The sequence below is a fragment of the Paenibacillus paludis genome (assembly GCF_042610515.1).
GTDB lineage: Bacteria > Bacillota > Bacilli > Paenibacillales > Paenibacillaceae > Paenibacillus_AQ.
On the sequence record NZ_JBGJZP010000007.1, the window covers coordinates 255,480 to 272,368 of the forward strand.

The 16,889-nt window shown below is 51.7% G+C and carries 14 protein-coding genes; all 14 read left to right on the forward strand.

Going from position 1 to position 16,889, the window contains the following annotated elements:
* Window positions 1-89 precede the first annotated feature (89 nt).
* Entirely contained in the window at window positions 90-1,433 is a 1,344-nt protein-coding gene (locus ACAN56_RS16120; protein WP_379144102.1) for an oligosaccharide flippase family protein, read from the forward strand.
* A complete protein-coding gene (locus tag ACAN56_RS16125) occupies window positions 1,408-2,577 on the forward strand; it encodes a glycosyltransferase family 4 protein (RefSeq protein WP_052091834.1) in 1,170 nt (389 codons plus the stop codon). The genes ACAN56_RS16120 and ACAN56_RS16125 overlap by 26 nt, the downstream gene beginning before the upstream one ends.
* Window positions 2,578-2,594: 17 nt before the next feature.
* Window positions 2,595-3,803, forward strand: a complete 1,209-nt coding sequence (locus ACAN56_RS16130; protein WP_379144105.1) for a hypothetical protein — start codon at window positions 2,595-2,597, stop codon at window positions 3,801-3,803.
* Window positions 3,804-3,825: 22 nt separating this feature from the next.
* Window positions 3,826-4,953, forward strand: coding sequence for a glycosyltransferase family 4 protein (locus ACAN56_RS16135; RefSeq protein WP_038586547.1), 1,128 nt, complete (start codon window positions 3,826-3,828; stop codon window positions 4,951-4,953).
* 40 nt (window positions 4,954-4,993) lie between these two features.
* The gene (locus ACAN56_RS16140; protein WP_038586549.1) at window positions 4,994-6,238 is read left to right on the forward strand and encodes a glycosyltransferase family 4 protein; all 1,245 of its coding nucleotides are present in this window, start codon (window positions 4,994-4,996) and stop codon (window positions 6,236-6,238) included.
* Between the two features lie 15 nt (window positions 6,239-6,253).
* Window positions 6,254-7,627: a sugar phosphate nucleotidyltransferase gene (locus ACAN56_RS16145; RefSeq protein WP_038586552.1), complete on the forward strand. Its 1,374-nt coding sequence runs from the start codon at window positions 6,254-6,256 to the stop codon at window positions 7,625-7,627.
* 36 nt (window positions 7,628-7,663) lie between these two features.
* Entirely contained in the window at window positions 7,664-9,403 is a 1,740-nt protein-coding gene (locus tag ACAN56_RS16150) for a phosphohexomutase domain-containing protein (protein WP_379144108.1), read from the forward strand.
* A 239-nt stretch (window positions 9,404-9,642) separates the two neighbouring features.
* Entirely contained in the window at window positions 9,643-10,392 is a 750-nt protein-coding gene (locus tag ACAN56_RS16155; protein ID WP_379144110.1) for a YveK family protein, read from the forward strand.
* Window positions 10,373-11,041 carry a CpsD/CapB family tyrosine-protein kinase gene (locus tag ACAN56_RS16160; RefSeq protein ID WP_038586561.1) on the forward strand — a complete coding sequence of 223 codons (669 nt, stop codon included), beginning with the start codon at window positions 10,373-10,375 and terminating at the stop codon, window positions 11,039-11,041. Before ACAN56_RS16155 ends, ACAN56_RS16160 begins: the two co-directional genes overlap by 20 nt.
* Before the next feature lie 23 nt (window positions 11,042-11,064).
* Window positions 11,065-12,438, forward strand: coding sequence for an O-antigen ligase family protein (locus ACAN56_RS16165; protein ID WP_379144113.1), 1,374 nt, complete (start codon window positions 11,065-11,067; stop codon window positions 12,436-12,438).
* Window positions 12,439-12,455: 17 nt separating this feature from the next.
* The gene (locus ACAN56_RS16170; RefSeq protein WP_379144115.1) at window positions 12,456-13,520 is read left to right on the forward strand and encodes a glycosyltransferase family 4 protein; all 1,065 of its coding nucleotides are present in this window, start codon (window positions 12,456-12,458) and stop codon (window positions 13,518-13,520) included.
* Window positions 13,521-13,523: 3 nt separating this feature from the next.
* Complete coding sequence (locus ACAN56_RS16175; RefSeq protein WP_038586568.1) at window positions 13,524-14,072, forward strand: WcaF family extracellular polysaccharide biosynthesis acetyltransferase; 549 nt, start codon at window positions 13,524-13,526, stop codon at window positions 14,070-14,072.
* A 28-nt stretch (window positions 14,073-14,100) separates the two neighbouring features.
* Window positions 14,101-15,444: a lipopolysaccharide biosynthesis protein gene (locus ACAN56_RS16180; protein ID WP_379144118.1), complete on the forward strand. Its 1,344-nt coding sequence runs from the start codon at window positions 14,101-14,103 to the stop codon at window positions 15,442-15,444.
* Between the two features lie 44 nt (window positions 15,445-15,488).
* Window positions 15,489-16,817, forward strand: a complete 1,329-nt coding sequence (locus ACAN56_RS16185) for a UDP-glucose dehydrogenase family protein (RefSeq protein WP_076109976.1) — start codon at window positions 15,489-15,491, stop codon at window positions 16,815-16,817.
* Window positions 16,818-16,889 lie beyond the last annotated feature (72 nt).

The following is a 16,889-nucleotide window of genomic DNA, read 5'->3' on the forward strand; positions in this document are numbered from 1 at the left end:
CCTTCTATTTCTCGCTGAAACGGATACCGTCCTATTGAGGACGGCGAAGCCGTTTCCACTTGTGAAGGCTGAAAGCGGGTGAGTGCTCTGTGACCGCACTGAGATTGAGGCTGGCAGGGTTGAGACGCAATCGCGATTTCAATAACGTCATTTACAGCCTGCTTTCTTATTGTATTACTCCTGTCGTTCTGTTCATTTCAACACCGCTGCTGCTCAGGCATCTGGGTGATCAGCAGTACGGGCTGTGGATTCTTATCCAATCGGTGCTTAATGTGCTGGCGGTATCGAATTTCGGCCTTGGCAATGCGCTGATCAAGCTGGGCTCCGAGAGTGACAGCGAAGAGAGATTTAATGCCCTCTTCCGGGTAACGCTTACGCTGTCGGTCATTCTGGCGGTGTCGGCGAGTCTTTTTCTTCTTCTGTTCGGCACTTATATTTTTCCTTTGATGGTGAAGGCGGAAGGGCTGGATACCGTGCTGTCCGTCTCCTATTTTCTTAGCGGAATCATCGGCATTCGGATCATCAACGGTATTCTTTCCGGTGCCTACATGGCTAAGCAGCGTTACGATCTGAACAGCAAGGTGAATATCGTATTCAACCTGGCGAGCTCGATTGGCTTCACCATACTGGCCGTCATGTATGGAGACTTGTATCTGCTGGTGCAGTGGATGTTCGTGTTTACGGTGCTGCTGGCGGTATGCAATGTCTTCGTTACACGCAAGGCGCTTCCCGGACTTCGATTTGCTCCCTATTTCGAGCGGGACAGCTTCAGAAGGCTGTTTCATTACGGGATTTATTCCTGGGGCCAAATGTTGATCAGCACGCTGAATGCCCAGATGGACAAATTGATTATCGGGGGATTTCTGGGTGCCAAAGTACTGGGGTACTACACGGTTTGCATGCAGGTGGTAGTGAAAATCCATGAAATTCCCGCTGCGGCCGGAGGATATTTACTGCCTAAATTCAGTTCACTTTCCAAGAGTGATGACCGCCGGGAAATCAGGAGGACCTATCATCAGTCACTGGTCATTGCCATTTCATTCGTAGGAGCTGCGGGTTTGGCAGCCTTTGTGCTGGCCAAGCCGATTCTGTCCCTATGGATTAGCCCGGAGTTTGCTGAAGCCCATTATGTGCTGTTCCAGGTGCTGGTATTGTCGGTATCTCTGGGTGCACTTGGTGTAGTCCCCTATTATTGTCTGAATGGAACCGGGTACGTCAGGCTTAATACTGCCATTTCACTTCTCACCACACTGGTGACAATGGGTCTGTTTGTTCTATTGATCCCGAGATATGGTGCCATAGGCATCGGCCTGGGCAAATTTGTCGGCATACCGCTGGTTGTCTTCTCCCTGTATTACGTGGAGAAAGTGGTTCTGAATGGCAGCGGTCAAAGGAGGGAACCGGTTCGTGAAGGGACGATGGAAAGCATCTGAAGAGAATCATCAGAAGAAGTACCTGTTCTTTGATTTGCTGAATACCGGACATCATTATCAATATAATCTGGCTGTGATGAAGGGGGTATTGAAGGGGGCGCCCTCCAGTGAAGTCACATACTATTCCAGTAGACTGGAAGAGAGCAGGCAGGCGGAGCTTGAGGCAGCAGGGATCAATTATCAGCGGGCGGTGGAAAGGCGGTATCACCGTTATATGCCATCCATGCTGGTCCGTGCGCTGCTTCTGCTGCAGGTGCTGCGTTTTGCTTACAAGCATAAGTCCGTTCTGCATCTGTTATATCTGGATACGCTGATCATTCCGCTGGTGTTCCTGATTCCTGCGCTGAGGGGGATGAAAATAACAGCGACGCTTCACTGGTATCCGCCAAGAGAGAGCAAACGCAGGCTGCTGAGGAATCTGCTGCGGCGTCAACATCTCGACAAGCTTATTGTCCACGGGGATTATCTGAGGAAGCAGGTGCTGGAACTGACCAGCGTGGAGCAGTCAAGAGTAAGCTCTATCGTGTATCCCAACCTGCATCCTGCTGTGGTGCAGGAAACCGTTCAAGCGCCCGGCACCCATGCCAGCCAAGGCGCTGCGGAGTCCGTGCCGACCTTACTCTGCTTCGGCGGCCTGCGGTATGACAAGGGAATTGACCTGCTATTGGAAGCAGCCGGGAGACTAACCGGCCAGCCTTTCTCTATCCTCATCGCAGGCAGGGAGCAGGATTTCACACGCGGCGATTTGGAGCAGATCATCCGCGACAAGGGGCTGGAGCACAAGGTAGAGCTATGTTTGGAATATATTCCGGATCATGAGGTGCCGTTATATTTCGAGCGGGCGGATATCATTGTACTGCCTTACCGCAAAATGTTCTCCGGCCAAAGCGGACCGCTGACCGAAGCGGCGGCCAGAGGCAAGGTGATTATTGGACCGAGCCACGGGGAGATCGGGTACTGTATTGAGCGTTATGGACTGGGGGTCAGCTTCCGGGCGGAGGATATCAGCGATCTTGGCGACAAAATCGTCTATGCCATACATAACATGGATGAACTCCGCCGGAAATCACAAAGCTCGGAGTATAAGGCGCTCCTGTCGCCGGGTATTTTCGAGCAGCGGTATTTCGAGGAGCTTGCCGGGTAGGAGGGAGGATAATGTAAATGGCGTTCGTTTTAAAAATCGGATTCCTGCTGTTGACCGCCTTTTTGATCAAGCCCACGGCTTTGGGAGAGAACTACTCCATGCTGGGAATCGCAGCGGCCATGCTTGCCTTTTTGTTTCATCTCATTGATTGCCGGGTGCATCCCATGAAGAAAATATCCATTCAGGGCCCTCATCGGCTTGTGCTGTTCCTGGTACTGCTGCTGTTCAGCTACCTGCTGGGCCACGCTATGCTGATGAACTCCATCTTCCTGCTGAATGTGTTGAAAGCGGCAGTGCTGAACTGCACCGTAGTTCTCGTTGCGGCCTGCATCCTAAGCGAGGCAAGGGCCAACTATATTTTCTTTCGCAGCATGGTGATCATTTTTATTGGATTCATTGTGTCCTACTATGTGACCATCGCGCTGGCTGTATTTGTGACTCACCTGGAGCAGTTGGAGTTATTCCGGATTCAAATCGGGGACTATCCCTCCTCAGGGATGACCTATTTCCCCTTCACCGTCATGTACGGCGTTTACACCGTAGATGGTATCCGGTTTCCGCGGCTGCTGGGGCTGTTCAGGGAATCGGGCATTCTGCAGATGTTCCTGATCTGGTCATTGTTCAATCTGAAGTCCATCCGGCTGAACCGGTTATGGATTAAAGGAACACTGCTGCTGGGGATAATCGCTTCGTTCTCAACGGCAGGGCTTGCGATTCTCTTCGCCAACCTTGTGCTGTATCTCTTTATGAATAAAAAAGTGATGAGAGGCGTCGTCTTGCTCTGCTTCACCTATGTGGTGGTCATGTACGCCCCGTTTATCGGGATCAACGACAAGACGGAAACGCATGGCGCTTCCATCTCGGACCGTACCTTGGCTACAGAAGCAGGGCTGGAAGCGCTCGGGAACAATCCGTTCGGTGAAGGCATGTACAACACCCGTATTCCCAACGCGGGAATCAACCTGGTAGCAGCTTCTTCCATGATCGGCGTGGCCGGCGTGCTGCTCGCGATGCTTGTCTATCTGGTACCGGCGCTTGCCGCCGGGGACCGCAGGCGGTATTTACTCGCAGTCATTCCCATTATTCTGACTTCGCTGATCTCACAACCGCTGCTGGATGCCCCGCTGCTCTATCTGCTGCTGATGGCCCCGTATAAGGGCGAAGAGGAACCACAACCCGAAGGGGCGGCATTACTTGTTCAACCCGCTTTGGAATACATCCGTTAGGATCAAGAAAAGGTAGGGTCTTATGATAAAAACACTATTGATAGCCTATCAGATCGCCCCGTACCGTATCCCGGTCTATAACACGATCGACGCATCGGAGGATATCGATCTTACGGTCTGGTTTCTGGAGGAGAAGGAAGCCAACCGGGAATGGAATATTGATTATCAGGATATGCGATTCCGGTACAGCTGCCTGCGCGGGTTCCATTTGTTCATTCAGCGTATGGATTTCGGGGTGCATATCAACCCGGGTTTATTCTTTAAGCTGGTACGTCTGAATCCCGATGTGATTATCACTACGAGTTATGATGCGATTGGCTATTGGGTCAGCTTATTCTACGCTAAGCTCTTCCGTAAAAAGTTCGTCGTCTGGTGGGGCAGCACGCTGGAGAGCAGCAGAGTGAAGAACCGGGCGATGAATGCGGTGCGCGGATTGTATTTCCGTTCGGCGGATTCCTTTGTAACCTATGGCTCGGACTCAGCCAGATGCCTGAACCACTACGGCATTCCGGATGAGAAAATGGCTGTCGGCTTCAATACGGTGGATATCCGCTATTACTACCGGAAACGCCTGGCGGTTAAGCCCCATAAGGAAGAGGAAGGGCTGCTAAATCTCCTGTTTGTCGGTCAGCTGATCAAGCGGAAGGGCCTGGAGGAGACCATCCAGTCATTGGCCCGGCTGAACCATGAGAACTGGAGGCTGCGGATTATCGGCACGGGACCGGATGAGAAAAAGCTGAAGGAAATGGTCCGGCGGTACGGCATGGAAGAGAAGGTGCTGTTCGAGGGCTACAAGCAGAAGGAGGAGCTGACCGGCTATTTGGCGGCGGCCGACTGCCTGCTGGTCCCTTCGCTGATTGAGGTGTGGGGGCTTGTGGTCAACGAAGCGCTTGTCTCTAACACCTTCGTGCTGGCTTCCAAATATGCCGGCGTGACGAGTGATCTGATTGTCGACAAGGAGAACGGGATCATCGCCGATCCTCTGGACCCGGCCAGTATGGATGAAGCGATGCAGTGGCTGTTCGACAATGTATCCTATTTAAAAGCAGACCGGAAGATCAAGCTGAGCATGTGGAAGAAGCTGCATCCCACGACCTATGCCAAATCAGTGGTCCGGGCCATCCGGATGGCGAGCCGGCCCAGCCATTAAAAAGGTAAGGTTAAGATTATTTCGAGAGAGGTGCAAGGCTATGAAGCCGAAAATTGTGTTCGTGATCAATTATTTTTACCCGGATTATGCTTCCACCGGCCAACTGCTGACCGAGCTGTGCCTGCATCTGCAGAATGACTTTCAAATTACCGTCATTGCTTCGCAGCCCGGCTATTCCGGGGAGGCGAACACAGAGAAGAGAAGATTCATTACCGATCACCTGGAAAATATTGAAATTATCCGTATCCGTCTTCCTGTGGTCAATAAGCTGAATAAATGGAGTAGGCTGCGATATATCGTAACCTACTTTTTTTATGCCATTGTTGCCGTGCTGAAGCAAAGAAACGTGGATTTTATCTATACGATCTCACAGCCGCCGATCCTCGGGGGGCTGATCGGAACGATCGGCAAGCTGCTGAAACGGTCGAAGCATATTTATAATATCCAGGATTTCAACCCGGAGCAGGCGAAGGCGGTCGGCTTCATGCAGAATGCCAGGCTGATGAAGCTTGCCCAATGGGTGGACACCCTGAACTGCAAGCTGGCGGATCACATTATTACGGTAGGCCAGGATATGCAGGAGACCCTGCTGAGACGGTTTGCCAACAAGAAGGTGACAGAGAATACCGTCATTAACAATTGGACCAATGAACAGGAGATTATTCCCTTAAGCAGGGAGCATCCACAGGTCCAGGGCTTCCTCGAGAAGCATGGCCTGCAGAATAAATTCATTGTGATGTATTCCGGAAACCTCGGACTCTATTACGATCTGGAGAACCTGGTCAAGCAGACGGCAGCCTTCCGTCATCTCGATAATCTCGCCTTCGTCTTTATCGGAGAGGGAGCAGTGAAAGCCAAAATGCAGGAATATGTGGCGGAGCACGAACTCTCGCAGGTCTATTTTCTGCCTTACCAGCCGAAAGAGGATCTGGTGTACTCCCTGAACGCTGCCCATGTACATCTGGTAGTTAATCAGAAGGGAATCAAGGGTGTCTCCGTTCCCAGTAAAATCTACGGGGTCATGGCTGCAGGCAAGCCGGTGCTTGGTGTCCTTGAGAACGGAAGTGAGGCGTACCGGCTGATTCGGGAAAGCAACTGCGGTCTTCTCGTCGAGCCTCACAGTTATGAGGAGGTTGTCCGCAGCGTGCTGGCTTTTTATGAATGGGATAGTGAAGAGCTGGAGGCCTGCGGGATGCGGGGAAGAGCCTATTTGGAACAGTATTTAAGAAGGGAACTGTCTCTTGAACGTTATAGAGAGCTGCTGCTGTCTTTAAAAATCTCATAAAAGGTGGGGGAATTCATGAAGCTGGTGTTATTGTCCGGGGGTTCCGGAAAAAGATTGTGGCCGTTATCCAACGATTCCCGCTCCAAGCAGTTTCTCAAAGTACTGGAGAACGAAGAGAAGGAAATGGTCTCTATGGTCCAGAGGGTATGGGGGCAGATTGAGCGCAGCGGACTGGGTGCATCCACGTTTGTAGCTACGGGGAAATCGCAGATTGAAATGATGCACAGCCAGCTCGGCCCGCATGTGCCTCTGATCATCGAGCCGGAACGCAGGGATACCTTCCCGGCCATCGCGCTTACAGCGGCCTATCTGTATTCCTTTATTGGAGTGGATCCGGATGAAGTGATCGCCATTCTGCCGGTGGACCCGTTTGTGGAAAACCGCTTTTTTGATACCGTCAAGCAGCTGGAGGAGGTTGTGTCGGCAACGAGAGCGGATCTCGCACTGATCGGCGTACAGCCCACGTATCCCTCTTCCAAGTACGGCTATATCATCCCTGAAAGCGGTGCGGATTCCTCCGGCGGCAGCCTGAAAGTCAGCCATTTCCGTGAGAAACCGCAGGAAGAGGAGGCCAAAAACCTGATTGCCCAGGGCGCCCTGTGGAACTGCGGAGTGTTTGCCTTTAGGCTCGGCTATCTTATCGATATATTGAGCGGGCAAGGCTTGCCTGTGAACTACGAGGAGCTGTCGGAGCAATATGACCAGCTGCCCAAGATCAGCTTTGATTATGAAGTGGTTGAGAAGGCAGCCCATATCACTGTGGTTCCCTATGAAGGTTATTGGAAGGATCTCGGGACGTGGAACACTCTTACAGAAGAGATGAAAAACAATCAAATCGGCAGAGGAACGATCAGCGGGGATTGCAGCAACACCCACCTGATCAATGAGATTGATATCCCCGTGTCCATTATCGGTTTATCCGATATTGTCGTGGCGGTGAGCCCGGACGGGATTCTAGTCACAGACAAGAGCGAAAGCCCGAGAATCAAGGACTACATTGATTATAATCAGGGACCGATGTATGAAGAGCGTCAATGGGGCTGGGTAAGAATACTGGATGACCAGTCGTATGAGGACGGACGCTGTGCCGTTACTAAACGGGTATGCATTCTTGGCGGCAAAAGCCTCAGTTACCGGATGCACACCAGCCGGGAAGAGGTTTGGACCATTATTAAGGGAGAGGCAGAGTTTGTGCAGAACGGGAATTTCATGCTTATCGGCCCGGGCAATGTCCTGCATATTCCGATGAAGACATTGCATACGCTCAGAGCTTCTGCCGACCTGGAGATGATAGTGGTCCAAAGCGGGCAGGTACGGGAACCTAACCGGATGCTTGAGCTGTACCCTACATGGGATGAGATGTCACAGCATTGCTTCAAAACCTCCTGAATAGCCGAATCATCCTAACCCAAAGGAGGCCAACACATGCATGCAATCGCCGATCAGCTGGAGGAAATCGTTCAGAGGCGTTATAACCGCTGGAAAAATGCAGAGCTGCCCGCTTATCTCAGCAAAGAGCTGAATGAGCTGAAGTCTGCGGAAATTATCGACCGCTTCTATCAGGATTTGCAGCTTGAGGATCATGGCATTTACGGGATTACCGGGGTTGGAACGAACCGGATGAATATATTTACGATCCGCCGCGTCTGCCGGGGACTGGCTGAGGAGATTAAGAGCCGCGGCTTTGCCGCCGGGCAGAGAGGCATAGCCATCGGCTATGATTCAACGTCCTTTTCCAAAGGGCTTGCGGAGCAGGCGGCGCTTGTTCTGGCGAATCATGAGGTGAAATGTTATCTGTTCCGCCAGCCTTCTCCCGCAGGTGAACTGGCATTTGCCGTACGGTATTTACATGCTGCCGGAGGGCTGCTCATGTCGAGCGGGGGGGAGGCCTCCGGCTACAGCGGCTGCACCCTTTATGATGAGCATGGAATGCCGGTAGAGACGGAGACCAACCTGCGCTTGGCCCGTTACATGGAGCAGTGGGAAGATGGGCTTCATATCGGATTGATGAATGTAGAGGAGGCGGCCCGTACAGGCCGGCTTGTCTTTACCGGGGAGGAAGTCGCCAGCGCCTATCTGGAGGATGTGGACCGGATTCCGGTCTCCAGGGAAATCAATCAAATCATGGGCGCTTCTGTGCGTATCCTTTATATCCAGCCGGGGCAGGGGGAGGCAGGACTGCTGCGCAGCACGCTTCTGCGTTCCGGCTTTACCTCGGTACATGTCGTTCAGGACCCGAAGCTGCAGAGCGCGAAGTCGTCCTCCCAATACTTTGAGCTGTACGATTGGCGGCTGGCGAATGAGGCGGCTGCGGAGATGAATGCCGATCTGATTCTGGCGTTCAACCCGCAGTATAGTGAGCTGGCCTTGTCCATTAAGACGGAAATGGGCAAGTATCTTGTATTAAGCCACAGTGAAACGGCGGCGCTGCTTCTCCACTATCTTTTGCGGCAAAAGAACAACAGAGGGGGAAGCACTGCCGGTGGAGTGCTGCTTAAGTCTTTTTTTACAAGTGATCTTGCCTCGTCTATTGCCCGAAAAGAGGGGATTAAGACGATCAATGTTACCGGAGGTTTTGGCGGAGGGGCATCGCTGGGGAAATTTTGCCGCTCGGGCAATCTCCCTTTTCTGTTCGGTTACGATGAGGACGGCGGATTTGCGGTCGGGGGCTCCATTGCTGGCAGTGACGCCATTCAGTATGCTGTGCTGATTGCCGAGATGTCAGCCTATTTTAAGTCCAGGGGCAGAACACTTGGCAAAGAGCTGCTGGACTTGTATGCGGAGCACGGCTGGTTCGCAGATGACAGGATAGAGCTTACATACCGCGGACTTGAAGGCCGGCAGAGGGTGAGCTTTATCATGGGGCGGCTGAGCAAGGATGCGTTAAGAGTAGTGGGCGGATTAAAGGTTGAGCAGTTGTATGACTTCCGGGCCCGGGAGCATATCCAACTGGCCAAAGGCAAACATTTGGCGCTGGATATGCCGCGGTATGACGCGCTCAAATTTATAATGGAGGACGGGTCCTGGTATGGTCTGCGGCCGGTATCTGCACAGCCGGGCATTCAGCTGTTCCTCGGCAGCCATGCTTCTGACAGCCTTGCCAGCAGGCGGAAGCTTGCAGCTATACGATCCGACGTGCTGTTCATGCTGGAAAGCATGCTGTGAAACTGAAAATTTTTATTTGTTTACAATGTTATTCGAAACGAATATAATTGAGTCGACAAATACTCTTATCGAGGTATTTTTTGAAACCCTTAGAGACTGTCTGAAATTGCGGAATGTTGAAAACGGGTATGTAAAGAGGCATGGAAACGGGTTAAAGCAATAGTTTATGTCTTGTAGGTCGCGTATTGAATAATTATTATTTGTTTATTCGTTCTAATAATTCGAATGGAGGAATTTGAGTGGAGTTAAAACAGTATTGGACCGTAATCCGAAAGCGATTATGGCTGCTGGTCCTGCTTGTTGTTGTGATTACTACCGCCACGGGAATATACACGTTTGAATACACCGAGAAGCAGTATACGGCGTCAACGAAGCTTATTGTAACCCCCAAGCAGGAGGTTGAACTGCTTGGCGGCAAGCTGGATCTAAGCACCATCAACTCCAACATCCGGCTGATAGCGACCTACAAGGAGATCATCATGTCGCCGAGGATCATGAATCTGGTCGTCCAGCAGTATCCTCAGCTTGGCCTCACATCCGATGAAATGCTGAAGAAGGTAACTGTATCCGCCGTCGAGGAATCCCAGGTGATGTCCCTGGAGACAGTGGATACTTCTTACGCTCAGGCAGCTGCAATTGTGAATGCAGTGGCTGCCATATTCCAGTCAGAAGTGCCCAAGGTGATGAAAATAGATAATATCAGCGTCCTCAGCGAAGCCAATCCGGCTGATACTCCAGATCCCACATCACCGCAGCCGCTGCTCAATATGATTATCGGACTCGTTCTGTCCCTGATGATCGGAACGGGACTTATGTTCTTGCTCGATTACCTGGACGATACGATCAAGACGGAAGCGGATATCCGCGATGTGCTGGGTCTCTCTACGTATTCGGCAGTCCCGGCGATTACACAGCGGGACCGGGTGGCAGCCCCGAGAAATACAGCCAAGCCGACGAGGAGGAAGAAGAATGTCACGTTCGAAGTCTAAGCATTATCTGATTGCGGATCCCAGTCTGGATTCCCCGGCTGCCGAGGCCTACCGCAAGCTGCGGACTACTCTTGATTATTCGCACCAGGATGAAGGCATCCGGACGCTCATGATTACTTCGGCATTAAGCGGCGAGGGCAAAAGCACGACTGCTGCCAACCTGTCGATGGCTTACGCGCAGTGCCGGAAAAAAGTGCTGCTGATTGATGCGGACCTGCGCAGCCCGTCCCAGCACTCCATATTTAATGTAGAGCAAAACCCGGGAATCAGCGCGGTTCTAAATGGCCAGGCTCTGCTGGAGGAAGTGCTTGTGCCTGTGCTTGACGGAACATTGACGCTGCTTCCGGCTGGACCCCTCTCCGGCAACCCTGCGGAGCTGCTGACCTCGCCGCGGATGAAAGATTTGCTGGCTGAGCTTAGCGGGAAGTTCGATCTTATCCTGATTGATACCCCCGCACTGCTGACCTACAGCGATGCCCAGATCATCGCGGCCCAGTGTGACGGCGTCCTGCTGGTAGTCAAGCCGGGCAAGGTGAAGAATGGCGCCGCGCTTAAGGCCAGAGAGAGTCTGGCGCTGGTTAAGGCACGGGTGCTTGGGGCCGTCCTGAGCAACGTCAACCGCAAAAATGCCGGCCGTTTTATCTACTAGAAGAAGAGTACAGGAGAATAGCTATGAATGCTTTCATTTATCTCGCTTTTGCATTGCTCCCGCTGGACAATTTCCCCTATATGTTCGGCGGAGCATACAAGCCGGTTTCTCTGATTTTTATCGTACTGTATTGTGTACTCAAGATTCCGGTACTGATCCGGATGAAGTTCCAGAGAAAGGAGATCTGGATCTTTATCGTTCTGGTATCGGCAGTCCTGATCTCCGCAATCCTGGGCCTGCAGAACAATTACTCCTTTGCGGGGCTTCAGGATGCAGTGGTTTCTCTGGCCGCCGGCATTATCATCTATCTGAGCTTCAGAATATATGTGCATTCGAGCGAACACCGCAAGGATTCATTCCTGACCTTGTTCCGCTGGATGTTCAGAGGATATTGGCTGGCCGTCATAATCGGTCTGCTCCAGCTTGTATATATGTATGCCTTTCATAGCGGCGCGCTAAGCAGTGTAATCGGTTTTTTCGTCCAGAGGGATTCTTACGTCACCGCAGGACGGCTGCATTTTACATTCTCGGAGCCATCCTACATCGGACTTCATACCAATCTGCTGCTGTTCCCGGCCTATCTTATCCTGAAGAAATACAATTATTTAACGAAATCCGACAAAGTGCTGTTATGGATATTTATCCCGTTATCGCTGCTCTCCTTGTCTATCCGTTACTATCTGGATCTGCTGTTTTTTGTGGTCGTGTATGTCATTGTTACCAGCAAGCCCGAAAAGTTCCTGATGTTATTCATGAAGTTTATGATGTACCTTGCGGCTGCTGCTGTTCTGCTGAATATCGTGTTTGTTAACAATCTCTTTCAATTAAAATCCGATCATTACTACCGTATTCTGCATATCTACGAGGATCCTGCCAGTATTACGGAAGATAATTCATTCAGCATCAGGAGCACTTACTCCAGCCTGGGTTTTCGATCCTTTCTCGATAAGCCGTGGTTCGGGTATGGAATGGGGAATTACTATTACGGCTTTATGCATAATTTGGACCATATTCCCGCTGACACCCTTGAAGAGAACGAGGAGCTTAGGGACGCTAAATACAATCTGACCCTACCGCAATATAACATGTACACCCGGCTGCTGTCGGAATTCGGCCTGCTGGGGATTATGCTGATTTTATTATTGCTCTCTTTAGTAAGGCTCAGCCACAAGGGCAATTTCCCGAAGCTGATGGTCGTCCTGCTGTTGTATTCGCTTCTGCAATTTGATTCTTTTGCCTTCATCCAGGTGCTCTTTTGGGTGGCTATTCTGCAGAGCGAGGAGGTGTCCCGGCTGCGGATTGGCAAGGCGGAGAGCACAGAGAATAAAAGAAAGATGGCTAAGATGCATTCGGGCCCGTGGGTCCAGCTGCGGAGGTCAGAACATTATCCCAAGTGACAATGAAGGTGATCATAATGAAGAAAATCTGCATTATCGGCCAATTTCCCCCGCCTGTGCACGGATTGTCCAAAGCACTCGAGACACTTCTGAATTCCCGGCTTTTTAACGAAAAATACGAACTTACCCATGTGGATATTAAGGACAATAAGAAGGTTGCTGCTCATATGAGCATGATCAACCGCCAGGACACAGATATTTTTTACTTTACCATTTCACAATCCAAGTGGGGCAATCTACGGGATATGCTTATTCTGGCCAATCTGTTCAGGAAGGGTAAAAAAGTGGTCATTCATTATCACGGCGGCTACTTCAGACAGCTGTACAGCCAGTTTAATCCCCTGCAGCGGGCTATCAACAAGAAACTGCTCGCGAAAGTGGATGTGATGATTGTCCTCAGCAAAAGTCTGGAATGCCTGTTTGCCGGGATTGTCGATGCCGGGAAAATCAGAATTTGCGAGAACTGCATTGAGGACAGCCAGCTCTTAACCTCATGGGAATATGAGAGCAAAATCTTCAGGCTGATGGAAACCGGAAAGCCGCTTGAGGTGGTATACCTGAGCAATTTCATTAAGAGCAAGGGATACTTCGATCTGTTGATGGCAGCGGAACGGCTCAAGGACCGGGACATTCATTTTCATTTTGCCGGCAGCTTCTTCAATCGGGAGGATGAGGAGGAGTTCCTGGCCTACATTCAGCAGAATGGGCTGCAGGATAAAGTGTCTTATCATGGCGTGGTAACCGGGGAGCGCAAGAAACGGCTGCTGGAGCGCTGCGATATCTTTGCGCTTCCGACCTATTATCCCAATGAAGGGCAGCCGATCTCCATAATTGAAGCAATGGGCAACGGACTGGCCATTATCTCGACGAAACATGCCGGCATTCCCGACATCGTATCCGAGGAGAACGGCTTTCTGATCGAACCGCAGTCGCCGGAGGCTATTGCCGGAGTCATCGCCGGACTGCTTCAGGACCGGAGCGGAATGAAGCAAATGGCTGATGAGAACCGGAGTAAGATTCTACGCAGGTATAAGGAAGCGGACTATCTAAAGCGGTTGGAACTAATTATGGATGAGGTCTGAACAATGAAGATGAACTTAGCGAAGTATGATCAATCCTGGTTCGTTAGAGGGAGAAGCGGCGCTGTAGTAATGCTGTGGTGGCTGATACAGGCAACCGTGTTCAGAGTGTCGCTGCACAATATGCATGGCTTCCGCAGCGCTTTGCTGCGTCTGTTCGGCGCACAGGTAGGCAAAGGGGTAAGGATAAGGCCTTCGGCGAAGTTCACGTATCCCTGGAAGGTCAAGATCGGTGATTATTCATGGATTGGAGACCATGCGGAGCTGTACAGTCTGGACAGCATCGTGATCGGCGACCATTGTGTGATATCCCAGAACGCCTATTTGTGTACAGGCAGCCATAAGCTGAATGATCCCCATTTCGGTCTCATTACGAAACCGATAGAGCTGAAAGACGGAGCATGGGTGGCTAGCCATGTCTTTGTATACCCCGGAGTAACAATCTATGAAATGGGGGTTGCAGGGGCAAGGAGCACCGTGATGAAAGATATTCCCGCGAACCAGGTTCATGTCGGATTTCCCGCCGTGTATTTCAAAGAACGATTCACGAGCTGAAAGGCTGCACCATTAAAGGAGAGTAGCAATGAGAATGATGAAGAAGGCCTCCGGCAAAAACTTTTCGTGGCTGTTCACCGGAAATTTAATTTATTCGTTATCCCAATGGGGGATGGTGGTTTTGCTGGCGAAGCTCGGAAGCCCGGCCATGGTCGGCCAGTATGTGCTGGCTCTGTCAATTACGGCTCCGGTCATTCTGTTTGCAAATTTCCAGCTTCGTGATTTCCAGGCTACCGATGCCAGCAACCAGTATTCATTCCAGCAATATTTAACACTCAGACTGCTGTCGATGACGGCCGTATTCCTCCTCATTCTCGCTGTTACTGCATTCATTCCGCTATCCCTGAATACGCTTCTTGTGGTCTGGTTCGTCTGCGCAGCCAAAATGGTCGAATCCGTCTCGGATATTTATTTCGGATTATTTCAGCGGAATGAAAGGATGGAGTATGTCGGGAAATCCATGATTCTAAAAGGCTTGTCCTCTGTCCTTGTGCTTGGGATAAGTGTCTATCTGACCCAAAGCATTGCCGCCGGAGCTTTAGCGCTTGCGCTTGCCTGGCTAGGGATTCTCTTGTTCTATGACATGAAGAACGGGGCTGCCATGCTGCACAGCGGTTCGGCGGAAGGGAGACTGAAGAAGGGCCGCCTGATGAGTCTCTGGAAGGATTTCGGGGAAGGGGAGCGGTCTACGCTCAAGGGGCTGCTCCTGCTTGTATTGCCACTGGGTATTACCGCTACGCTGGATTCCCTGAACAGCAGCATTCCGCGTTATTTTCTCCAGCATATCGGCGGTGAGGAAGCGCTCGGCTACTATTCTGCGATCGCCTACATCATGATGGCGGGAGGCACCTTTGTCAATGCAATGACGCAGGCGTCGAGTCCGAGGCTGTCGCGCTACTACCGGGACAACCTGCAGCGGTTCAAACGGCTGCTCCTGCAGATCATGGGCCTATGCCTGCTGCTCGGACTAGCGGGTCTTTCCGCTGCCTATTTCATGGGTGAGTTTCTGCTCAGCCTGCTCTACAGTCCCGATTATGCCGCGTACAACAATGTCTTCATTATTATCATGCTGGCAAGTACGATCTGGTATATGACAGGCTGCCTCAGTGCAGCTTTAACCGTCTCCCGTTATATTAAGCTGCAAATTCCGGTATTTCTGCTGACCTGCTTATCCATTATCGCAAGCTCCTTCCTGCTGATCCCGGTCTATGGGGCAACCGGCGCCGCGTGGAGCATTTGCATCGGGATGGGGACAAGATTTGTCTGCAGCTTTGCGCTGGTTCTTCATGCCTTGTCCAGGCAGGCGGCACTTGCCAAACAGGCGGAGCAGCGGGAGGCGAGGATCGCTCTCGGTGATATCGCCAGGGGATAAGTTCTTCTATTTAAGCTCACAAAACTTTGATGAGGAGCAGAGACATGAACATTACTGTGATAGGAACAGGGTATGTCGGTTTGGTGTCAGGTGTATGCTATGCAGAGCTTGGCCATCAGGTGTATTGTGTCGATAAGGATGCGGAGAAAATTGAGCTGCTTCTAAGTGGCGGCATTCCGATTTATGAGCCGGGGCTTGGGGAGATGTCCTGCACAAATATGGAGGCGGGCCGGCTCCGCTTCACGACAGACCTGTCTGGTGCAGTGGCGGATGCAGAGCTGGTGATTATAGCGGTAGGAACGCCTTCGCTGCCGAGCGGTGAAGCAGATCTGCGGTTCGTCGATGCAGCCGTAAGGGAGATCGGTGCGGCCATGAACGGTTATAAAGTAGTCTGCGTGAAAAGCACCGTGCCGGTAGGCACCAATGACAGAGTCCGTGAGCTGCTGAGCGAGTTATACGAAGGGCCGTTCGATATTGCTTCGCTTCCGGAATTCCTGCGTGAAGGAACGGCTATCCGGGATACGCTGGCTCCGGACCGCATTATCATCGGGACGGACAGCCAGCGTGCTTCCAAGCTGCTGAGCGGACTGCATGAGCCGCTGAACACCAGAATATTGATCACAGACATCCGCAGTGCGGAGATGATTAAATACGCCTCCAATGCTTTTCTGGCTACCAAAATTTCATTTATCAACGAGATCGCCAACATTTGCGAGAAGGTAAAGGCCGATGTCACGGAGGTAGCCAAGGGAATGGGACTGGATACACGAATCGGGCCCTCGTTTCTGGGAGCGGGTATTGGCTATGGCGGCTCCTGCTTCCCCAAGGATACAACAGCGCTGATCCAAATCGCAGGCAATGTACATTATGATTTCAAGCTGCTGAAATCAGTAGTGGAAGTCAACAAAGAACAGCGCTATAGTGTCATCAGCAAGCTACATCAGGCACTGGGCAGCCTGGAAGGCAGAACCATTGCACTGTGGGGGCTGGCCTTCAAGCCGGAAACCGATGATGTCCGGGAGGCTCCTGCACTGGAGATCGTAGACAGGCTCATTCAGCTTGGCGCTACTCCTAAGGTATACGACCCGGTGGCCATGGATAATTTCCGGCGGCTGCGGAATCATCCCGGGATCCAGTGGTGCAGCTCGGCGCTGGAAGCTGCGAAGGACAGCGACGCGTTGTGCCTGCTGACAGAGTGGAGGCAGTTTAAAGAGATCAATCTGGCCGAGGTAAAAGCAGCCATGAGCGGCACCGTCCTCATTGATGGCAGAAACGCCTTCTCGGAGCAGCAGGTAAGCGGATTGGGCTTCGGGTATTACCCGGTAGGGCGGCCTTCGCTCCAGGAGCCGTTTGAAATTCCGGAAGTCGTGTAGCTTTGCAAGGGGCGATCCAGCCGGATCGCGAAATCAATCCCTGCCGTAAGTGTGGCGGGGATTTTTTTTGCG